General features: G+C 64.8%; 20 protein-coding genes. 7 read left to right on the top strand and 13 right to left on the bottom strand.

Annotation, left to right across the window (positions count from 1 at the left end; all coding sequences use genetic code 11):
- The first annotated feature begins 104 nt into the window (after positions 1-104).
- The gene (gene purM, locus HNS03_RS18115) at positions 105-1,178 is read left to right on the top strand and encodes a phosphoribosylformylglycinamidine cyclo-ligase (RefSeq protein WP_367197350.1); all 1,074 of its coding nucleotides are present in this window, start codon (positions 105-107) and stop codon (positions 1,176-1,178) included.
- Between the two features lie 2 nt (positions 1,179-1,180).
- On the top strand, positions 1,181-1,837 hold the full coding sequence (gene purN / locus HNS03_RS18110; protein WP_367197348.1) for a phosphoribosylglycinamide formyltransferase: 657 nt from the start codon (positions 1,181-1,183) through the stop codon (positions 1,835-1,837).
- Positions 1,838-1,864: 27 nt separating this feature from the next.
- On the opposite strand, the gene HNS03_RS18105 is transcribed toward purN, so the two are convergent.
- Positions 1,865-2,188: a hypothetical protein gene (locus HNS03_RS18105; protein ID WP_367197346.1), complete on the bottom strand. Its 324-nt coding sequence runs from the start codon at positions 2,186-2,188 to the stop codon at positions 1,865-1,867.
- A gap of 36 nt (positions 2,189-2,224) precedes the next feature.
- Positions 2,225-4,312: a molybdopterin oxidoreductase family protein gene (locus HNS03_RS18100; RefSeq protein ID WP_367197344.1), complete on the bottom strand. Its 2,088-nt coding sequence runs from the start codon at positions 4,310-4,312 to the stop codon at positions 2,225-2,227.
- Between the two features lie 180 nt (positions 4,313-4,492).
- Here HNS03_RS18100 and HNS03_RS18095 point away from each other — a divergent pair, with 180 nt between their 5' ends.
- Positions 4,493-5,578: a TerC family protein gene (locus tag HNS03_RS18095; RefSeq protein WP_367197342.1), complete on the top strand. Its 1,086-nt coding sequence runs from the start codon at positions 4,493-4,495 to the stop codon at positions 5,576-5,578.
- A 134-nt stretch (positions 5,579-5,712) separates the two neighbouring features.
- On the opposite strand, the gene HNS03_RS18090 is transcribed toward HNS03_RS18095, so the two are convergent.
- Positions 5,713-6,216: an Lrp/AsnC family transcriptional regulator gene (locus HNS03_RS18090; RefSeq protein WP_367197341.1), complete on the bottom strand. Its 504-nt coding sequence runs from the start codon at positions 6,214-6,216 to the stop codon at positions 5,713-5,715.
- A 99-nt stretch (positions 6,217-6,315) separates the two neighbouring features.
- Positions 6,316-7,104: a 3-oxoadipate enol-lactonase gene (gene pcaD, locus HNS03_RS18085; protein ID WP_367197339.1), complete on the bottom strand. Its 789-nt coding sequence runs from the start codon at positions 7,102-7,104 to the stop codon at positions 6,316-6,318.
- Between the two features lie 173 nt (positions 7,105-7,277).
- Here pcaD and HNS03_RS18080 point away from each other — a divergent pair, with 173 nt between their 5' ends.
- A complete protein-coding gene (locus HNS03_RS18080; protein ID WP_367197337.1) occupies positions 7,278-8,198 on the top strand; it encodes an AAA family ATPase in 921 nt (306 codons plus the stop codon).
- Complete coding sequence (locus HNS03_RS18075; protein WP_367197336.1) at positions 8,195-9,439, top strand: VWA domain-containing protein; 1,245 nt, start codon at positions 8,195-8,197, stop codon at positions 9,437-9,439. The genes HNS03_RS18080 and HNS03_RS18075 overlap by 4 nt, the downstream gene beginning before the upstream one ends.
- 124 nt (positions 9,440-9,563) lie before the next feature.
- Here HNS03_RS18075 and HNS03_RS18070 read toward each other — a convergent pair whose 3' ends face one another.
- On the bottom strand, positions 9,564-10,253 hold the full coding sequence (locus HNS03_RS18070; RefSeq protein WP_367197334.1) for a CBS domain-containing protein: 690 nt from the start codon (positions 10,251-10,253) through the stop codon (positions 9,564-9,566).
- Positions 10,250-10,621, bottom strand: coding sequence for a hypothetical protein (locus tag HNS03_RS18065; protein WP_367197332.1), 372 nt, complete (start codon positions 10,619-10,621; stop codon positions 10,250-10,252). Before HNS03_RS18065 ends, HNS03_RS18070 begins: the two co-directional genes overlap by 4 nt.
- A 119-nt stretch (positions 10,622-10,740) precedes the next feature.
- Between HNS03_RS18065 and HNS03_RS18060 the strand changes: the two genes are divergently transcribed.
- Entirely contained in the window at positions 10,741-13,152 is a 2,412-nt protein-coding gene (locus tag HNS03_RS18060; RefSeq protein ID WP_367197330.1) for a Lon protease family protein, read from the top strand.
- Position 13,153: 1 nt separating this feature from the next.
- A complete protein-coding gene (locus HNS03_RS18055; protein WP_367197328.1) occupies positions 13,154-13,912 on the top strand; it encodes a hypothetical protein in 759 nt (252 codons plus the stop codon).
- A gap of 116 nt (positions 13,913-14,028) precedes the next feature.
- On the opposite strand, the gene HNS03_RS18050 is transcribed toward HNS03_RS18055, so the two are convergent.
- The 7 genes from HNS03_RS18050 to cyoB all read right to left on the bottom strand — a co-directional run bounded on the left by HNS03_RS18050 (position 14,029) and on the right by cyoB (position 19,656).
- Positions 14,029-14,388, bottom strand: a complete 360-nt coding sequence (locus HNS03_RS18050; RefSeq protein WP_367197326.1) for a carboxymuconolactone decarboxylase family protein — start codon at positions 14,386-14,388, stop codon at positions 14,029-14,031.
- A gap of 216 nt (positions 14,389-14,604) precedes the next feature.
- The gene (locus HNS03_RS18045; protein WP_367197324.1) at positions 14,605-14,817 is read right to left on the bottom strand and encodes a hypothetical protein; all 213 of its coding nucleotides are present in this window, start codon (positions 14,815-14,817) and stop codon (positions 14,605-14,607) included.
- Between the two features lie 45 nt (positions 14,818-14,862).
- Complete coding sequence (locus HNS03_RS18040; protein WP_367197323.1) at positions 14,863-15,549, bottom strand: hypothetical protein; 687 nt, start codon at positions 15,547-15,549, stop codon at positions 14,863-14,865.
- A gap of 290 nt (positions 15,550-15,839) precedes the next feature.
- Positions 15,840-16,556 (bottom strand): SURF1 family protein, encoded by a 717-nt coding sequence (locus tag HNS03_RS18035; protein WP_367197459.1) that lies wholly within the window; start codon positions 16,554-16,556, stop codon positions 15,840-15,842.
- A gap of 71 nt (positions 16,557-16,627) precedes the next feature.
- Positions 16,628-17,014, bottom strand: a complete 387-nt coding sequence (cyoD, locus tag HNS03_RS18030) for a cytochrome o ubiquinol oxidase subunit IV (protein ID WP_367197321.1) — start codon at positions 17,012-17,014, stop codon at positions 16,628-16,630.
- The gene (cyoC, locus tag HNS03_RS18025; protein WP_367197320.1) at positions 17,011-17,646 is read right to left on the bottom strand and encodes a cytochrome o ubiquinol oxidase subunit III; all 636 of its coding nucleotides are present in this window, start codon (positions 17,644-17,646) and stop codon (positions 17,011-17,013) included. The genes cyoD and cyoC overlap by 4 nt, the downstream gene beginning before the upstream one ends.
- A 6-nt stretch (positions 17,647-17,652) precedes the next feature.
- Entirely contained in the window at positions 17,653-19,656 is a 2,004-nt protein-coding gene (gene cyoB, locus HNS03_RS18020; protein WP_367197318.1) for a cytochrome o ubiquinol oxidase subunit I, read from the bottom strand.
- Positions 19,657-19,670: the final 14 nt, after the last annotated feature.

Here is a 19,670-nt window from a genome sequence, read left to right as displayed (position 1 = left end):
ACATGCGTCCGGTCCCAACGCATCAGCGCCGCGAAATCCCGATTGCAATCCGACGGCCGGACGGATTGGATGCGCGCGAACAACGTGGAGCCGCCCGCCTTCCCATGACCCAAGATCCGGATCGTCCGACCGTCACCTACGCCGATGCCGGCGTCGACATTTCCGCCGGCAACGACTTCGTCCGCGCGATCGCCCCGCTGGCAGCCCGCACGGCGCGCGCCGGTGCCGATGCCGCGCTCGGCGGCTTCGGCGGCCTGTTCGACCTGAAGGCGGCCGGGTTCGAGGATCCGCTTCTGGTCGCCGCCACCGACGGGGTCGGGACCAAGCTGAAACTCGCCATCGAAACCGGCCTGCACACCACCATCGGCATCGACCTCGTCGCCATGTGCGTCAACGACCTGATCGTGCAAGGCGCCGAACCGCTTCTGTTCCTCGACTATTTCGGCTGCAGCCGGCTGGAGCTCGGCGTGGCGCGCGATGTGGTGGCGGGCATTGCGGAGGGATGCCAGCAGGCGGGTGCGGCGCTGATCGGCGGCGAGACGGCGGAAATGCCCGGCATGTACGCAAGTGGCGACTACGATCTCGCCGGCTTTGCGGTCGGTGCGGTGGAGCGCGGCCAGGTGCTGCCGCGCAGCGACGTCGCGCCCGGCGACGTGGTCCTGGGTCTCGCCTCGGCGGGCGTCCATTCCAACGGCTATTCGCTTGTGCGCCGGATCGTTGCCCAGTCGGGCCTCAGCCTCGCCTCCCCCGCCCCGTTCGAGCCGAACCGGTCCCTGGGCGAAGCGCTGCTCACGCCCACGCGGATCTATGTCGCAAGTCTGAAACAGGCGCTCGCCGCCCATCGCGACGCCATCAAAGGCTTTGCTCACATCACCGGCGGCGGACTGACGGAGAACGTCCCGCGGGTGCTGCCCAAGACCGTTTCGGCTACCCTCGATCTCGACCGGATTGCCGTGCCGCCGGTGTTCCCCTGGCTGGCAAAGTCCGGGCCGGTCGCAGAGAGCGAGTTGCTCAGGACCTTCAACTGCGGCATCGGGATGATCGCCATCACGGCGCCCGAAACGGCCGACGCGGTCGCCAAGACGCTCTCCGACGCCGGCGAAACCGTCGTGACGCTTGGCGAGATTGCAACCGGCGACGGCGGCGTCGTCTATCGCGGCAGACTTGGACTTTCCTGACTATGACGGACGCAAAGACGCCGGTTGCCGTGCTCGTTTCCGGGCGCGGCTCCAACATGGCCGCGTTGATCGCGGCCGCAAAGAATCCGGCCTACCCGGCGAAGATCGTGCGCGTCATTTCCAACCGGCCGGATGCCGGCGGGCTGGAAACCGCCCAGGCCGCCGGCATCGAAACCGCGGTCGTCGACCATAAGGCCTTCGCCGACAAGGCCGCGTTCGAGGCCGCGCTCGCCCAGGCGATCGACGACAGCGGCGCCGAGCTGATCTGTCTTGCCGGTTTCATGCGGGTTCTCAGCAGCGCGTTCGTCGCCCACTACCCGAATCGGATTTTGAACATCCACCCGTCGCTGCTGCCGGCCTTCAAGGGCCTGGACACCCATGCGCGCGCACTGGCCGCCGGGGTGAAAATCCACGGCTGCAGCGTCCATCTGGTCAGCGCCGAGTTGGATGCCGGCCCGATCCTCATGCAAGCGGCCGTTCCGGTGCTCGCGGAAGACACGGCCGACACACTCGCCGCCCGCGTGCTGGCAGAGGAACACCGGATCTACCCAGCCGCGCTGGCCGCCTTGGCGTCCGGCCGAGCGCAGATGGAGAACGGGATGGTCACGCTCAGCGGCGGACAGCTCCCGACATCGCTGATTTCGCCGCCTCTGGAGTGAGAAAAAGCCGCAGGGCGCGAGGCGCGCCTACTGGCAGCTCGCCATCGCCTTGTAGATCTCGTCGCGGACATCGCCGGTGAGCGGCACACCGAGCTGCAAGCGCTCCACCTGGCGCGGCTGCAGCGAGGGGCCCGCCTTGCGGGCCGCGCATTGGCAAGTCTTCACGACGCCCTCGCTCGAGCCCTGCCGGCGATACTGATCGTAGACGCATGCATCCACCAGCTTGCGGCCCATGACGGCGCTGTTCGCCGCCGTATTCTGGGCGGATGCCCCCGCCGAGACGGCCAGCGACAGCACCAGCCCAGCGACCCCGGCCGCAATCACGCGTCCCGTTACGATGCCCACTCTCATCCGCAACTCCCGCTCAAACTCGAATTGGGTCATGACCTAGGCCAGAGCGACAGCCTGGGCAACCCGCACGCGGGTGTCGTGGAACGCGGCACCGCCATAGGGCGCCACCGGGTCGGCGGATGTCAGCGTATTGATCCCGCAGCCGTCCTCGAACGCATCGTTCGGCCACAGGCCTTCCGAGACCAGAACGCCGCGCTGGATACCCTCGAACAGGCGGGCGGCAACCACCACCGAACCGTTCCGGCTCGTCAGCCGCACCCGAGCGCCCTCCTCCAGGCCGGCCGCCGCGGCGTCTTCGGGATGGATCATCACGCTCGGCCGCTTCTCCTTGGAACGAGAACCGGGCGTCTCGTTGAAGGTGGAGTTCAGGAACGAGCGCGCCGGCGCCGTCACCAGCCGGAACGGATAATCCTCTGTCGCGTCCTCGATCGTGCCCCAATGATCGGGCAGCGCCGGCAGCGCGCTCCACGGCCCCATCGGCCCGTTGTTGTTGGCCTCGACCGAGGTCCAGTCGGGGCGAAAGCGGAACTTGCCGTCCGGATAGGCGAACCCGTCCAGATAATGCGCAGTTTCGAACGGCGGCTGGCAATCGATCCAGCCCGCCTCTTCCAGCTCGGCGAGCGTACCGCGTCCCGACGCCTTCAGCATCCAGTCGATGTGCTCGCGCGGGCTCATCCTAAAGCCCGGATGCTCCGCACCCAACCGCTCGGCGAGCGCACCGTTGACGTCGTGGTTGGACCGGCAACCCTCCGGCCCGTCGATCAGCTTCGGCCCGAGCAGGATGTTCTGGTGGCCGCCGCCTTTGTAGAGGTCGTCATGCTCCAGGAACATCGTGGCCGGCAGCACGATGTCGGCCATCTTCGCCGTTTCGGTCATAAACTGCTCGTGCACGCACACGAACAAATCGTCGCGCGCGAAACCGCGCTTCACCAACTCCTGTTCCGGACAGACGGAAACCGGATTGGTGTTCTGGATCAGCATCGCCTTGACCGGCGGGCCTCCAAACAGCACGTCCGGATCGCCCGTCAGGACCGCGCCCAGCCGGGACTGGTCGAGTTTCCGTGTCGAAGGGTCGAGCGCGTCCACCGCCATCACCATGGAGCTGTCGAGCCGATAGATCCCGCCATTGTTGTGGAAGGCACCACCGCCTTCCTGGGTCCACAAGCCGGCCACCGTCGCGATCGACGCAGCGGCATGCATGGCGACCGCACCATTGCGCTGGCGCGTGAAGCCGTAGCCAAGCCTCAGATAGGTCCGCTTGGTGGTGCCAACGAGCTTGGCGAAGGCCTCGATATCGTCGACCGAGAGCCCTGTGATCTCAGCCGCCCACTGTGGCGAACGCGACTGAAGGTGCGCCTCCAGCGCCTCCGGACAATCCGCATAGCGGGCCATATAGTCGCGATCGGCATAGCCGTCGCGAAACAGCACGTGCATGACCGCACAGGCGAGCGCGGCATCGGTGCCCGGCCTGAGCACGAGCTTCAGGTCGGCCTGGCGCACCGTATCGGTCTCGTAGACGTCGATCGCCACGATCTTGGCGCCGCGCGCCTTCCGGGCGGCTGTGGCATGGGTCATGACGTTGACCTGGGTCGCGACCGCGTTGGTGCCCCAGATCACGACGCAATCGGACTTCGCCATCTCACGTGGATCAGGCCCGGCCAGCCGGCCGGTGCCGGCAATAAAGCCGGTCCAGGCCGGATTGGTGCAGATGGTATCGAACTGGCGGGAATAGCGCTTCACATGGCGCAGCCGATGGATGCTGTCGCGCTGCACCAGGCCCATCGTCCCGGCATAGTGGTAGGGATAGACACTTTCGGCGCCGAAGGCGCGCTCGGCCTCCAGAAAGGCCTCGGCGACCCGGTCCAACGCCTCGTCCCACCCGATCTCGGCGAACTGGCCGGAGCCTTTCGGGCCGGTGCGCACGAGCGGCTTCGTCAGCCGGTCGGGATGGTGAATGCGCTCCGCATAGCGCGCCACTTTCGCGCAGATCACGCCGGCCGTGTAGTCATTGGCCTTGGCGCCGCGAACGCGACCGATCGTGTGACGGTCCAGAACGTCGACCTCCAACGCACAGGTGGAGGGACAATCGTGCGGGCAGGCCGACCGGCTAACGTGCTGATTCATGGTCGTCTCGTAAATCTTTGAGCCGCCTTCACAAAGCGAGGGCTCGAATTTGGAACCCACCTAATCTACCCGGCGCATGGCTGCCTGTCGCCCCACCGCCCTTGCATATCGCCTCTGCCGTACCGATCTCATCGGCATCGCAAAAATGTGACGTCCGTCACACATCCGCGCGAACGGCCCATGATCGGGGCCAGGGACATCATGCAAACCTCCTCCGACATCGTCGGCGTCTCGCCGCTATTCTGGGTCGTCTTTCTTTCCGTCGTCGCGTTGATCCTAATCGTCGATCTCGGTGTGCTGCACCGGCGCGCCCATGTGGTCGGGATGCGGGAGAGCCTGCTTCTGGCGTCGGGCTATGCGGGTCTTGCGGTTCTTTTCGGCATCGGCGTCTGGCTTTCGATGGGCGTGGATGCCGGCGCGAAATTCTTCACCGCCTACATCGTCGAACAGAGCCTGTCGTTCGACAACGTGTTCGTGATGTCGGTGATCTTCGTCTATTTCGGCATCCCGCGAGAGCACCGACACCGGGTCCTGTTTTGGGGCATTCTCGGCGCAATGGTGTTCCGCGCCATCCTGATCGGCGCCGGCGCGGCGGTGTTGCACGAATTTGAGTGGCTGCTCCTGTTCTTCGCCGCGCTCCTCATTTTCACCGGCGTGAAGCTCCTGCTCCACGACGAAGAGGAAAGCGTCGACATCGCCAACAATCGGGCGTTCCGCTGGCTGTCGCGCCACCTGCCGATGACGCCGCGGGTGCACGGCACCCGCTTCCTGGTGCGCGAAGAGACCGAACGCGGCGGCACCATGCTGATGGCGACCCCGCTCCTGTTCGCCCTGATCGTGATCGAGGTCTCCGACCTGATCTTCGCGGTCGATTCCATCCCCGCCGTGCTCGCCATCAGCCACGACCCGTTTATTGTCTACACCTCGAACGTGTTCGCGATCTTGAACCTCCGGGCGCTCTATTTCGTCATCGACGCCCTGGTCGCCCGCTGCTGCTATCTGAAGCCGGCGCTCTCCGCCGTGCTGGTCTTCATTGGCGGCAAGATCCTGTGGGACATGTTCATCGGCGAGACGGAAGCGCTGGTGGGGCTGGCGGTCACGGTGACGCTGATCGGCGGCGCGATCATCCTGTCGTTCGCATTTCCGAAGGAGAAGCGGGACAGCGCCGAAGTCGCGGCCGGCCTACAAGCCAACGACGCACACGATCCCTATGCCCACCAAGCGGAAGTCGTCGAGATGGTGTCGGAGACCCACGACGGGCGGTAGGTCGGATTATCCTTCCGCTTTCGATCCAGTCCTAGAATGTCGGATTTGCGGAGCCAGCGCGCGACCGCGCGCCGGCCAAGCGCCGCCCTCGCGGAACCGCGAGCGAAGCGAGCTAACCCGAGCGGAAAGATTCTCTACGCACTCGTTGCCCGGCCCTTTTCCTTGTCGAGCGGAATATAGCCGAGCGGCAGTTCGGTGGTGGATTTGATCCGTTCCATCGCGAACGTGGTGGAGACGTCGGCCACGTCGATCTTGGCGATCAGCCTTTTGTAGAAAGCGTCATAGGCCTCGATGTCGGCCACCACGACGCGCAGAAGATAGTCCACCGAGCCGGCCATTCGGTAAAAGTCGACGACCTCCGGGAACGTCTTGATGGCGCTGGCGAACCGGTCCAGCCAGTCCTCGGTATGCTGGTTGGTCACGATCGAGACGAACGCGGTCACCTTGGCGTTGACCTTGGCCGGATCAAGGAGCGCGACCCGGCGGGTGATCACCCCCTCCTCTTCCAGGCGCTGGATGCGGCGCCAGCACGGCGTTGTCGATAGCCCCACCCGCCGGCCGATCTCGGCGACGGGCAGCGTGCAATCCTCCTGCAGGATGGTCAGGATCTTCTTGTCGGTGCGATCGAGCGTGGTCATGAGAGGAACCTATTTGCGCAGGCGCAGGATACGCGCGCCATCTGCGCAAATATCTACCGCATGGCCAGGCCCTCTGAAATCATATTTCGCGCAGGGCAGTCATGCGCCAGCGAGATAGGGCACCACCCGCGCATTGAACCGCTCGGCCTGTTCGATGTTCGACAGATGCGCGCAGTCGGCGAACACCTCCAGTTCCGCACCGCGGATCGCAGCGGCGATCTCTTCGCCGCGCGCCGGCGGCGTAGCGGGATCGTCGGCGCCGGCCACCACCAGCACCGGACAGGCGATCTGCGAGAGTTCGCGGGTCTGATCCATGTCGCGGATCGCCGCGCAGCACCCAGCATAGCCGACCGCCTTTGTGGACAGGAGCATGGCACGGATCTTCGCCACCGTTTCCGGCGCCGCCGTCAGGAAAGGCGGCGTGAACCAGCGCTCCACCACAGCATCGGCAATCGCCGCCATGCCGTCGGCGAGCACCGTGTCGATCCGGGTTTGCCACATGCTCGCCGGCCCCATCGAGGGAGCGGTGTTGCAGAGCGCCAGCCGCGTCATCCGCTCCGGCGCATGAATACCGAGCCACATGCCCACCATGCCGCCCATGGAAACGCCGCAGAATGCCGCCTTCGCAATGCCCAGCCCCTTGAGAACCGCGACCGCGTCGCGCCCCAGGCGGTCGATCGTATAATCGCCGTCGGGCGCATCGCTCTTGCCGTGGCCGCGCGCGTCGTAGCGCACCACCTGAAAATGCTCGACTAGCGCGGCGATCTGGTCGTCCCACATCGCAAGATCCGTCCCCAACGAATTCGAAAGCAGCACGGACGGCTTGGTCGGATCCCCGTCGAGGCGAACGTTGAGGCTGATTCCGTCATCGGTGGTGATCGTCGTCATGGCATCTTGTCTCCAACGGGTCCGAACGCGGCGCACGGTAGTGTCGTGCTTGGCCTGAGGAAAGCCCTTCTCCGTTTCGACCCGCTTGATGCAGGCGCGAAGCGGCGGCATGGTGCATGGGCCGCGCACGGCATGCGCCGTCGCCCCGCCCGATCCCGGTTCGGAGTAAGTTCATGACCACGACGCCGGTCCCCGGCTCCATCGACGCCACCCTCGAACTCCTGGCGAAATCGAGCTACGTGGCCGACCGGCCGCTCGCCACGGTGCTCTATCTCGCGCTTTCCATGCAGCGGCCCTTGTTCCTGGAGGGCGAGGCCGGCGTCGGCAAGACCGAGATCGCGAAGGTGCTTGCGAGCGGGCTCGGGCGCAAGCTGATCCGCCTGCAGTGCTACGAAGGGCTGGACGTCTCCACCGCCGTCTACGAGTGGAACTACCCCGCCCAGATGGTGGAGATCCGCATCGCCGAAGCCGCCGGCCAGACCGACCGCGGCGAGTTGGCCGCCGACATCTTCTCCGAACGCTTTTTGGTCAAGCGTCCGGTGCTGGAGGCGCTGGAGCCGGATCTCGCCGGTCCGCCCGTGTTCCTGATCGACGAGCTCGACCGCGCCGACGAGGCGTTCGAGGCGTTTCTCTTGGAAGTTCTCTCCGACAGCCAGGTGACGATCCCCGAAATCGGCACCATCCGCGCCGAAGAGCCGCCGATCGTCATCATCACCACCAACCGCACCCGGGAGATCCACGACGCGCTGAAACGGCGCTGCCTGTATCACTGGGTCGACTATCCGAACGCCGACCGGGAGCTGGAAATCGTCCACCTGAAGGTGCCGGAGGCCGCCGAGCACCTCTCCAAGGAGGTGGTCGCCTTCGTGCAGAAGCTGCGGAGCATGGAGCTCTTCAAGGCGCCGGGCGTTGCCGAGACGCTGGATTGGGCCACCGCGCTGACCGAGCTCGACCAGATTGCGCTGGATCCGGCAACGGTGTCCGACACGCTCGGCGTGCTTCTGAAATACCAGGACGACATCGCCCGGGTTCAGGCCAGCGAACTGACCAAGCTGATCGAGGAGATCAAGACCGAGGCCAGCGCCACCCTATGACGGCCGACACCCCGCCGCAGGACAACGCCAACACGCCGCCGGAGGCGAGCGGCAAGCTGTTGGACAACCTGGTCCACTTCGCCCGGATTCTCCGGGCGGCGGGCATTCCCGTCGGCCCGGCGCGGGTTCTGGAGGCGGCGCGCGCGCTCGAAGCGGCGGGGGTCGAGCGCCGGGACGATTTCTATTGGACGCTCCATTCCGTGCTGGTGTCCAAGCGCGAGCACCATGTCGTCTTCGACGAGGCGTTCCACCAATTCTGGCGCACGCGCGGCCTCCTGGAGAAGATGATCGAACTCCTCTCTCCGGTGGCCCCGCCTCAGCGCTCCGAGCCTAAGGCGAAAGCGGGCTCGCTGCGCGTTTCCCGCGCGCTCAATGCCGGCCAGGAGCGCAAGCAGGAAACGGAGCGGCCGGAAGTGGAGATCGACGCGCGCCAGACGGTTTCCGGGTCGGAGGTGCTGCAGGCGAAGGACTTCGCCCAGATGACGGCGGAGGAAATCGCCGAGGCGAAGATCGCGCTGCGCAAGCTGGTGTTGCCGCTGGACACCGTCAAAACCCGCCGGTTCACACAGTCGACCCGTGGCCGCCGGGTCGATATGCGCCGATCCATGCGCCAGAGCCTGCGCGGGGGCGGCCAGTCGATGACGCTCGCCTTCAAGGCGCGTCGAGAGATCGCACCGCCGATCGTCGCGTTGTTCGACATTTCCGGCTCCATGAGCCCCTACTCCCGGCTTCTCCTTCATTTCTTGCACGCGCTTGGCGAGCGCCGGCGGGTCACGACCTTCCTGTTCGGCACGCGGCTCACCAACGTCACTCGGCAACTGCGCATGAAGGACCCGGACGAAGCGCTGATCGCCTGCGCGGACTCCGTGGAGGACTGGTCCGGCGGCACCCGGATTGCCGCTGCGCTGCACACGTTCAACCGGCTGTGGTCGCGCCGCGTCATGCATGGCGGACCGATCGTGCTTCTGGTCACCGATGGTCTGGAGCGGGAGTCGGATGAAGACCTCGCCAAGGAGATGGACCGGCTGCACCGCTCCTGCCGGCGCCTGATCTGGCTGAACCCGCTCCTTCGCTACGATCAGTTCCAGGCCAAGGCCCGCGGCATCCGCGCCATGCTGCCCCATGTCGACGAGTTCCGCTCGATCCATTCCCTCGACACGGTGGCCGATCTCGTCGCCGCTCTCGGTCGCGAGGGAGCAAGCCTGGACACCGATCCGCGCCACTGGATCACCGCGGCTTAGGGCATCTTCCGCACATCAATCCAAGCGTGAAGAAATCTCATTAAGCTTCTGCATTAATTCAGATTTTTCATCTTCTTCGTCCCGATCTCATCGAAGGCCGGCGCCGCCTGTTTCGCCCAACGTCCTAGCTGCAAGCCAGCTCGGGTTCCGGCACTTGCACATGGCTCCGGACCTCCGAGACATCCGGCACCGACTCGATGATCGCGATCAGGCGATCAAGCGGGACATCCGACGCGGCATGACCGTTGAGCGTGACGACGCCGTCGACGATGGCCATTTCGATGCGGGCGTTCAGGTGCAGCTCGCCTTGACGGATCGCGTCGAGCACCCGCTGACGCGTCGCCACATCGCCTTCTCGGTAAGGCGGCCGATCCGGTTCGGCCGACAGCGCCGACAACAGATTGGCTCTATTGACGATTCCAATCACCTCCCCGTCGCGCACGACAGGCAACTGTCCGTACCCTCTGCGGTCCATATAGCCGACCGCCTCGCTCAGATGCGTCTCGGGCTGAACGGTGGCGACATCCCGGCTCATTACGTCCGCGACTTGGCGTTGCCGCGCCTGCGTGAACGCATCGGAGAGCGGTTCGGTGCGCAAAAGCAGCTCCAGCCATCGCGGCCGCGGCTGATCGGCATCGGGCTCCCTGCGCGTCAGGAGATCCCGCTCGGTGACGATACCCTGCAGCAGACCGTCTTCGTCGACAACGGAAAGGGCACCGACTTCGTTCGCAAGCATCCGCCGCGCCGCGACCTGGATCGTGTCGTCGGGAGAGATGCTGACCACTCCAATCGACATCACATCCGCCACCTTCATTTGCACACCTCCCTACCTACTCGAACCCGTCTGTCTGTTGTTGTTGTCGCCAATCGACGACCGGACGCCATCGGATCGGCCCATACATTGACCGCGGCCTCGCCCCGGGGACCGCAGCCGAGAATTGGATCTGCTGAGAGAGCCTCTCGCGGGCGCCCAGAGAAGAGCTGCACGGCAAAAAAAGCCGACTGCGGCACGCTGTCGAGCCGTTCGAACAGGCGCTTGAGAGCGGACTTCACGTCGGCAAAGACCGTCATCTGAAAATGTCCTCGGACAGCTTTGTGACCTGCCGCTGCAATCTTGCTTGAGATCGGGCCGGGCCGAATATGATTTCGCTCAATAAAAGCAGCACGGGGCGCGCCGATCATCGGCACCGCACGGCGTGAGCCGGATGTTGACGTCGCTCAACGCCGTCATCGCCATCGCCCTGTTAGATGCGGACTGAAACCGAGGCTTTCCGCCCGCAATCTGTCAGCAGTTGCCGCCCATGACCTCCTCCGCACCCGCCCCCATCTCCGCCGATCGGCTTTTGCGCCGGTGCACCCTCGACGGGCTGAGTTTTCAGTCCACCGACGATCTGCCCGACGTGGACCTGATGGTCGCGCAGGACCGGGCGCGCGAAGCGATCGCCTTTGGGGCGGAGGTGGCAGCCACCGGCTTCAATCTCTTTGTCGTCGGCGCATCGCGCGACAGCATGGACGAAGCCGTCAAAGCCGAACTTCAGACCCTGGCGCGACCCGGCCCGGCGCCGGACGACTGGGTCTATCTCTACAATTTCGAGACGCCGCATCGTCCCCGCGCCATGGCGCTTCCGCCGGGTCGCGGGCCGGCCTTTCGCGACGCCATGCGCGCGTTCGTTGCCGACCTCAAGGCCGCGATACCGGCCGCGTTCGAAAGCGACGACTACCAGGCCCGCCGCACCGCCATCGAGCAGACATTCCGCGAACGACAGGAGGACGCCTTCAAGGAGCTCCAAGATGAGGCGACGAAAGCCGACATCGCGGTCATCCGCACGCCATTCGGGTTCACGCTGGCGCCGATGAAAGAGGGCAAGGTGGTGCGCCCGGAGGCCTTCAATGCCCTTCCCGAAGTCGTTCGAACGCGCATACAGGCCGATATCGAGCGTCTGGAAAAGAAGCTTGAGACCGTGCTGCGCGCGGTCCCGGATTGGGACAAGCAGCGTCGCACGGAAGTGCGAACGCTGAACCAGGAAACCACGAAAAACGCGGTCGGCCACCTGATCGACGAGTTGGAGCAGCAGTTCTCGGATCTGCCGAAGATCCTCGACCATCTCGGTCAGGTCAGAGCCGACCTCGTCGACAATGTCGGCCTGTTCGTGCCCTCACAGCACAGCGAGCAGGAGCAGGACGGCGACGCGATCGTGGTCGCGCCGTTCGATCGCTACGAGGTGAACCTGCTGGTGACCCAGCCCGACCGCACCGGTCCGCCGGTGGTGGAAGAGCTTCACCCGACGCTGGCGAACCTGGTCGGGCGGGTGGAACACATGGCGCGGCAAGGCACGCTCGTCACCGACTTCCGGCTGATCAAGGCGGGCGCGCTGCACCGAGCAAACGGCGGCTATCTGGTGCTCGATGCCCGCGCCGTTCTGACCGAGCCGTTCGCATGGGCGGCTCTCAAGCGTATTCTGAAAGCCGGCGAGATCCGCATCGAGAGCGCGGTCGACCTTTTGAGCTTGACCAGCACGGTCACGCTGGAGCCCGACCCGATCCCGCTCGACGTGAAGATCGTGCTGTTCGGCGAGCGGACGCTCTACTATCTGCTCTCCGCGCTCGATCCCGATTTCCGTGAGCATTTCAAGGTGCTGGCCGACTTCGACGACGTCCTCACCTGGACCGACGAGACCCAATCCACCTTCGCCGATCTGGTCGCGACGCTCGCCAAGCGGAACCGACTCGCTGCCTTCGACCGCGCAGCGGTTGCGCGCGTGATCGAGCGTGCCGCCCGGATCGCCGGCGACCAGAAGAAGCTCTCCCTGGTGATCGAGGAGATTGCCGATCTCCTGGTCGAGGCGGACTATCTTGCGAAGAAGGCGGGCCGCACGATAGTCGGCGAGGACGACATCCGTGGCGCCGTCGCGGCACAGATCAAGCGTGCCAGCCGGATCCGCGAGCGAACCCAGGAATCGATCCTGCGCGACATCGCGCTCATCGACACCTCGGGAGCCGTGGTCGGGCAAGCCAACGGGCTGAGCGTGCTCGATCTCGGCGGCTTCATGTTCGGGCGTCCCTCGCGCATCACCGCCCGGGTCAGCCCCGGCCCCGGCCGCGTCGTCGACATCGAGCGCCAGGTCGAGCTCGGCGGCCCGCTCCACTCCAAAGGCGTCCTGATCCTGTCCGGATTCATCAGCGGTCGCTACGCCTTGGATGCGCCGATTTCGCTGCTCGCCAGCCTCGTGTTCGAGCAGTCCTATGGGGGTATCGACGGCGACAGCGCCTCGTCGGCGGAGCTTTATACCCTGCTTTCGGCTCTTGCCGACGTCCCGCTTCGCCAAGATCTCGCGATTACCGGGTCGGTGAACCAGCACGGGATGGTGCAGGCGATCGGCGGCGTGAACGAGAAGATCGAAGGCTTTTTCGACGTCTGCACCGAGCGCGGGCTGACCGGCAACCAAGGCGTGCTCATTCCGGTTGCGAACGCCCAGCATCTGATGCTGCGCGAAGATGTCGTCGACACTTGCGCCGAAGGTCGGTTCGCCGTCTATCCGATCACCACGATCGACGAAGGCATCGCGCTCCTGACCGGGCTTTCCGCGGGTGAACGCGGCTCCGACGGACTATTTCCGGAGGGCTCGGTCAATCGGCGCGTGGAGGATCGACTGCGGCGGTTCGCCGAGGCGCGCCGCTCCATCGGCGACGAAGATCACGCGCGGAGGGATTGAGATGGCGAACGCTTTATCGATCTTTCGGCGAACGGTGATCGGGCTGCGCGATCCCTCCGAGGCGCCAACGTCGCTGGAAATCGCCGTGCGGTTCGCACACAGCGTCGACAGCGAGCTGGTGGGCATTTTCGTGGAGGATGCCGAGCTGTTCGAGTGGTCGGATTCGGCGACGATCCGGCACGTGTCGGTCCGCCAGGCGGAGACCGCACCGAGACGGCATCTTGCCGACGAGTTTTCAGAGGCCGCCGCCGTGGCCAGGGGTCGGCTTTTCGCCATCGAATCGCGGCTTGGCATCCGCGTCGGCTTCAGCATAGAGCGCGCTGCGGCAGCATCTCTGGACCTGCCCGGCATCGAACCAAGCGATCTTCTGGTCGTCCTCGAACCCGCCAATCCGATGGCTCGAAGAAGCTATCCGTTCAGCGCCATCGTCAACGCGGTGGCGCGAACCGATCTGTCCGTGCTGTTCGTCCCGAGCAACGTCGCGGAGCGCTCCGGGCCGGTCATGGGGATCGTCGGCGGTCGCCATACGCGTGCCGCGGAACTGACCGGCGCCGTCGCCCACGCCCTCGCAACGAAGTCCGTCTTGGTGCTTCCGCAGCCGGACGCCCCCGACGCCCCACCGGATGTCCTCGGCACCGGCACCGAACGCCTCATCGTCCTGGAGCGCGGCCGCTTCCCCCACGAAACGTCAGAGACCTTCGTCACATTGGCCTCTGAACGGAGAGTGCCCATCCTCTTGATCGGCAGCGCGAAGAAATGATCGGGGGTCGGCCGGCGAACGAACGACCATGCGGCTCGCCGATCATTGCGATTTGAAAGGCCACCCGCGCAGGCCGAACGCGACCTGAGCGGGGAATATCGATCAAGATTTTGAATTTAAAGCGCTTTCGATCCGCTTTTTGCGAACGTATCGAACGCCTTCAACGCCTCGCCACCATAGACGACCGACGGCCCGCCGCCCATGTGGACGGCCACGGCAATCATCTCCGCCACCTCTTCGCGGGTGGCGCCGGCCTCATGCACGGCTTTGGCGTGGTAGCTGATGCAGCCGTCGCAATGGACGGCAATGGCGATACCGAGCGCGATCAGCTCCTTGATTTTCGCCGTCAAAGCCCCCTCTCCATGGGAGGCCTGCCCCAGCGCCAGAAAGCCCGCCATCGCATCGGGCACGGCGCCGTTCAGAAGCGTCAAACCGGACTCCACGTCCGCGGCAATTTGCGCGAAATCCTTGCTCATCTCTCGCTCTCCTGAAATTGCGGGATCCGTGCATCATGTCCGGAGCTCGAGCGTTTCCAAGCTACGTGGAAACCGATTCGCCGTCCGAAAACGCATCGAAACGATAACTTCGGCCTGCTCCGTGATTTCGAGAACAGCGGAGCGGGATATGCTCAACCTATTGAATCTGGAGCCATTCCTGGGCGCTCGGATGTTTCCATCTGAGCGGAAAAAGCTCTAAGGCATCGGCACATGCCGTGCGACGCCGGACGCGTCATGCTCGGCTTGCCCGGCCGCCTCCTGTCGCGCCTCCACGTGATGCGGCGGAAAGCGGACATGACCGCTGACGCTCGCCACCGCCTCTTCGGCGCTGGCCGCTTCCACCTGCCATTCCTCGGTCGCTTCGGTCTCGTCCTCGCGCCACGTTGCCCTCACCCGCCACGTCGCCATCGGGCCCGTCTCCTGTCATTTATTCGGTAAGCTGACCGATCGGCGCTACGACTTGGTTTTGTCCGAATTGGTCGAAGGCTCGAGCATCGCCAAGGCGTCGCTTGCCGGGAATGTCTCGTCGAGCGCTTCGTCGAGCGTCTCCTGGACATGGTTTCCGCCACTGAGGCTTGCCGGCCCCGGCAAGGTGTGAACGTGCACGTCACGGCCGGAATGCCGAGCGAGAATCTCCCCCGCGCGCGCCTCGTCCTCCGAAGACCAGGTCCGCACCCAGAGAAGCAGCCCGCCGTGATCGAGTTGCTCCTGCAGGTGCTCGGCATGCTGTTTGCCCAGCCGCCCGGCGAGCAGCGCCCCGAACAGACCGCCCACGCCGCCGGCGAGCGCCGCGGCAGAGATGACCAGCGCGAGCGTACCGCCACTGGCAACCACGGCCCCGGCCGTCGCCGTCGCGCCGATATACATGAGCCCGCTGATGAGCCCGCCTTCGGCGTCGCCGATCGATTCCGTCGAGATGTAGCTACACCTCGGAACGATCGGGTCGTCTTCAAGCTCGGCGATCTTCTGAAATTTGTGGCCGAGCTTCTCCTCGACCGCTGTCTCCGCTGCAAGCAGGCTCAGCGCGGAGCGGTCGAAGCCGGAACTCAACAGCTCGTCGACCGCCTCCTGAAGCGCCTGGGCGTTGTCGAAAACACCAACGGCTTCGCGAATGGAATCGGCTTGCGTACCGGCCGTCATCTGCCGCACCTCCTTCGAGTACGTCCCGCTCAGACCGACGCAATCTGAACGAATGGAATGGCTCAAGCAGGTGAGTCGCGAGCGATTTCTTGGTCGCCAGGAGACCAGATCCGACGGAAAAGCTCTGATTCTACCCCTGGCGCGCCGGTCTGCGCGGAAAAGCGGTCCCCATTTCTCGCCGACGTCCAAGGTCCTGCTGATAGCCGACAGCAAAACCCATTTCCGCCCTGCGCACCTTGAGGTCGCTCAAACAATCGAACTGCGTTGCCAATGAGCGAGACGGCCGCGCCTCAGGCCCGGCCGCGCGGAACCCGCCGCATTTCCTCCCGCACGAACCACACCCCGGCAGCCAGCGCCATGGCCGCGAGCGCGAACCAGGTCATCGCATAGACCAGATGGGTGTTGCGGAAGGTGACTCGGGTCAGCCCCCCAACCGGGTAGCTGCCTGGATTGGTCGTGTCGGCATCGATGAAATAGGGCGCGACGTCCCCAAGCCCTTTTGCCTCGGCGATCGCCGCGACATCCCTGGAGTACCATCGGTCCTCCGCCGGAGCGTTTGCGCGCAGGAAGCCGCCGTTCGGCTCCGTCATCCGCATCAGCCCCTCGACCGTCATCGTGTCGGAAGCCATGCCGGCCGTCCGGGTCGTCGGGTCGCGGCGCTCCGGCGGCACGAAGCCGCGATTGACCAGCACCGTAAACCCGTCGTCGGTCACGAGCGGTGTCACGACCCAGAAGCCGCCACCGAGATCGGTCACGGCCTGGACCAGGGTTTCACGATCGTTGAGGAAATGCCCGGTGACGCGGACACGGCGATATTCGTCATCGTCCGCGGAGATCGACGGCCAGTCCGCCGGCCCCGGCGCCGCCGCGGCCGGCTGGTGGATACGGCTGTCGACCCGTGCGATCAAATCGAGCTTCCAGTCCCGGCGCTGGAGCTGCCAGACGCCGAGAGCGGAAAAACCGACAATGGCGAGACCGATCAGGCTGCCGAGCAGCACCGACGCCACCCGCCCCCGGGCGCGGCGGGATCCGGCAGGCACCTGGCGCCTGTCAGCCACCCCGCCCGCACCCGGACCGGTCACGGCAACTGGCTCATATCGTGGATCGGCATCATGTTGGTGTTGAGGTGGTACATCACCCAAAGCGAACCGGTGAGCGCAATCACGACCAGGATCAGCGTGAACACCAGCGCCATCATGGTCCAGCCACCTTCGGACTTTGCGTCCATGTGCAGGAAGTAGATCATGTGCACGACGATCTGGACCATCGCCATGCCCATGATGATCATCGCGGTCAGCGTGTTGTCGCCAAGCGCGTCGGTCATCACCAGCCAGAACGGGATCGCCGTCAGCACCACGGACAGGACGAAGCCGGTCATGTAGCCGCGCAGGGTCGCGTGGCTCGGGCTGGCGTCGCGTCCGTGGTCGTGCCCTTCGCCGGCGCCAGCGTGAGCGTCTGCCGTCATCGCAACATTCCCATCAGATAGACAAAGGTGAACACGCCGATCCAGACCACGTCCAGGAAGTGCCAGAACATGCTGAGGCACATCAGCCGGCGGCGGTTGTCGGCGATCAGGCCATGCTTGGAGACCTGCACCATCAGCGTCACGAGCCAGATGATGCCGAAGGTCACGTGCAGACCGTGGGTGCCGACGAGGGTGAAGAAGGCCGACAGGAAAGCGCTGCGCTGCGGCCCTGCCCCGATGTGGATCAGGTGCGCGAACTCGTAGAGTTCGATCCCGATGAACGCGAGGCCGAAGACGCCGGTGATGGCGAGCCAGATCTGCGTGGCGCGGGCCTGCCCCTTCTGCATCTCCAGGATCGCAAACCCGTAGGTGATCGACGACAACAGCAGCATCGTCGTGTTGAGCGCGATCAGCGGCAACTCGAACAGGTCTTTGGGCGCCGGCCCGGCGGCGTAGTTGCCGCCGACCACGCCATAGGTGGCGAAGAGGACTGCGAAGATCAGGCAGTCGCTCATCAGGTAGATCCAGAAGCCGAGCATCGTGCTGCCGCCGGAGGCGTGATGGTGCTCGTCCTGGACGTGGAAGATCGGGGCGGAGGTCTCCTCCGCCGCGTTAGCGTGCGATGTCGTCATGATGCGTCAGGCCTGTGCGGCGAGAAGGCGCGTGCGCTCTTCTTCGGTCTTGGCGACCACGTCCGCCGGGATGTCGAAGTCGCGGTTGTAGTTGAAGGTGTGGTTGATCGCCACGGCGATCAGGCCGACGAAGCTCACAGCGGCGAGCCACCACACATACCAGATCAAGCCGACGGCCAGCACCACGCTGCAACCCGCAAGGATCACGCCGGTGCCGGTGTTCTTGGGCATGTGGATCGGCTTGAAGCCGCTGAGAGGACGACGGTAGCCGTGGGTCTTCATGTCCCACCACGCGTCATTGTCGCGAACGACCGGCGTGAAGGCGAAGTTGTAGTCCGGCGGCGGTGAGGACGTCGCCCACTCCAGCGTGCGGCCGTCCCAGGGGTCGCCGGTGGTGTCCAGGTTCTGCTTCCGCTTCAGGATGCTGACGCCGATCTGGATCAGGAAGGCGGCAATGCCGAGCGCGATCAGGGCGGCACCGATGCCGGCGATGATGAACCAAATCTGGAGCGAGGGATCGTCGAACACTCGCATCCGGCGCGTCACGCCCATCAGCCCGAGCACGTAGAGCGGCATGAAGGCCAGGTAGAAGCCGACCACCCAGAACCAGAACGACAGGTGGCCCCAGAACTTATCCAGCGTGAAGCCAAAGGCCTTCGGGAACCAGTAGCTGATCGCGGCGAACAGCCCGAACAGCACGCCACCGATGATGACGTTGTGGAAGTGAGCCACCAGGAACAGGCTGTTGTGGAGAACGAAGTCGGCTGGCGGAACCGCGAGCAGCACGCCGGTCATACCGCCGATCACGAAGGTGAGCATGAAGGCGACCGTCCACATCATCGGCAGCTCGAAGCGGATGCGCCCGCGATACATCGTGAACAGCCAGTTGAACATCTTCGCCCCGGTCGGGATCGAGATGATCATGGTCGTGATGCCGAAGAACGAATTGACGCTGGCGCCCGAGCCCATCGTGAAGAAGTGGTGCAGCCAAACGAGATAGGACAGCACCGTGATCACGACGGTGGCGTAGACCATCGAGGTGTAGCCGAACAGACGCTTGCCGCAGAAGGTCGACGTGACTTCCGAGAACACACCGAACAGCGGCAGGATGAGGATGTAGACCTCCGGATGCCCCCAGATCCAGATGAGGTTCACGTACATCATCGCGTTGCCGCCGAAGTCGTTCGTGAAGAAGTTCATTCCGACGTAGCGGTCGAGAGACAAGAGGGCGAGCACCGCGGTCAGCACCGGGAAGGCAGCCACAATCAGGACGTTGGTGCACAGCGCCGTCCAGGTGAAGACGGGCATCTTCATCAGCGTCATGCCGGGCGCCCGCATCTTCACGATCGTACATATGAGGTTGACGCCCGATAACAGCGTGCCGACGCCGGCGACCTGTAGCCCCCATATGTAATAGTCGACGCCGACATCCGGACTGTAGGAAATGCCCGACAGCGGCGGATAGGCGAGCCAGCCGGTCTTCGCGAATTCTCCGACGAACAGCGACATCATCACGATGACGGCGCCGCCCACGGTCATCCAGAAGCTGAAATTGTTGAGGAACGGGAACGACACGTCGCGCGCGCCGATCTGCAGCGGCACGACGAAGTTCATGATCCCGGTCACGAGCGGCATCGCGACGAAGAAGATCATGATCACGCCATGGGCGGTGAAGACCTGATCGTAGTGATGGGCCGGCAGATAGCCCTCGCTGCCGTTGAAGGCCATCGCCTGCTGCAGACGCATCATGATGGCATCGGCGAAGCCGCGCAGCAGCATGATAATGCCGAGCACCATATACATGATGCCGATTTTCTTGTGGTCGACGCTGGTGAACCACTCGCGCCAGAGATAGCCCCACAGGCGGAAATAGCTGAGCGCGCCAACGACCGCGATCCCGCCGAGCGCGACCATGATGAACGTGACGACGAGAATCGGCTCGTGCAGCGGCAGCGATGCCAGCGTGAACCGACCAAACAGGAAGGAGGTCTCAATCGGTTGGTGATGCATCGGAAATCGGAAAC

Origin of the sequence: Amorphus sp. 3PC139-8, from assembly GCF_040750475.1 — a bacterium.
Taxonomy (GTDB): Bacteria; Pseudomonadota; Alphaproteobacteria; order Rhizobiales; family Amorphaceae; genus Amorphus.
This window is presented reverse-complemented; position numbering and strand designations above follow the sequence as displayed.

What these genes read in the sequence shown, in the direction of transcription:
- purM (WP_367197350.1), top strand. Translation starts at nt 105, where the DNA reads ATGACCCAAGATCCGGATCGTCCGACCGTCACCTACGCCGATGCCGGC.
- purN (WP_367197348.1), top strand. Translation starts at nt 1,181, where the DNA reads ATGACGGACGCAAAGACGCCGGTTGCCGTGCTCGTTTCCGGGCGCGGC.
- HNS03_RS18105 (WP_367197346.1), bottom strand. Translation starts at nt 2,188, where the DNA reads ATGAGAGTGGGCATCGTAACGGGACGCGTGATTGCGGCCGGGGTCGCT.
- HNS03_RS18100 (WP_367197344.1), bottom strand. Translation starts at nt 4,312, where the DNA reads ATGAATCAGCACGTTAGCCGGTCGGCCTGCCCGCACGATTGTCCCTCC.
- HNS03_RS18095 (WP_367197342.1), top strand. Translation starts at nt 4,493, where the DNA reads ATGATCGGGGCCAGGGACATCATGCAAACCTCCTCCGACATCGTCGGC.
- HNS03_RS18090 (WP_367197341.1), bottom strand. Translation starts at nt 6,216, where the DNA reads ATGACCACGCTCGATCGCACCGACAAGAAGATCCTGACCATCCTGCAG.
- pcaD (WP_367197339.1), bottom strand. Translation starts at nt 7,104, where the DNA reads ATGACGACGATCACCACCGATGACGGAATCAGCCTCAACGTTCGCCTC.
- HNS03_RS18080 (WP_367197337.1), top strand. Translation starts at nt 7,278, where the DNA reads ATGACCACGACGCCGGTCCCCGGCTCCATCGACGCCACCCTCGAACTC.
- HNS03_RS18075 (WP_367197336.1), top strand. Translation starts at nt 8,195, where the DNA reads ATGACGGCCGACACCCCGCCGCAGGACAACGCCAACACGCCGCCGGAG.
- HNS03_RS18070 (WP_367197334.1), bottom strand. Translation starts at nt 10,253, where the DNA reads ATGAAGGTGGCGGATGTGATGTCGATTGGAGTGGTCAGCATCTCTCCC.
- HNS03_RS18065 (WP_367197332.1), bottom strand. Translation starts at nt 10,621, where the DNA reads ATGATCGGCGCGCCCCGTGCTGCTTTTATTGAGCGAAATCATATTCGG.
- HNS03_RS18060 (WP_367197330.1), top strand. Translation starts at nt 10,741, where the DNA reads ATGACCTCCTCCGCACCCGCCCCCATCTCCGCCGATCGGCTTTTGCGC.
- HNS03_RS18055 (WP_367197328.1), top strand. Translation starts at nt 13,154, where the DNA reads ATGGCGAACGCTTTATCGATCTTTCGGCGAACGGTGATCGGGCTGCGC.
- HNS03_RS18050 (WP_367197326.1), bottom strand. Translation starts at nt 14,388, where the DNA reads ATGAGCAAGGATTTCGCGCAAATTGCCGCGGACGTGGAGTCCGGTTTG.
- HNS03_RS18045 (WP_367197324.1), bottom strand. Translation starts at nt 14,817, where the DNA reads ATGGCGACGTGGCGGGTGAGGGCAACGTGGCGCGAGGACGAGACCGAA.
- HNS03_RS18040 (WP_367197323.1), bottom strand. Translation starts at nt 15,549, where the DNA reads ATGACGGCCGGTACGCAAGCCGATTCCATTCGCGAAGCCGTTGGTGTT.
- cyoD (WP_367197321.1), bottom strand. Translation starts at nt 17,014, where the DNA reads ATGACGGCAGACGCTCACGCTGGCGCCGGCGAAGGGCACGACCACGGA.
- cyoC (WP_367197320.1), bottom strand. Translation starts at nt 17,646, where the DNA reads ATGACGACATCGCACGCTAACGCGGCGGAGGAGACCTCCGCCCCGATC.
- cyoB (WP_367197318.1), bottom strand. Translation starts at nt 19,656, where the DNA reads ATGCATCACCAACCGATTGAGACCTCCTTCCTGTTTGGTCGGTTCACG.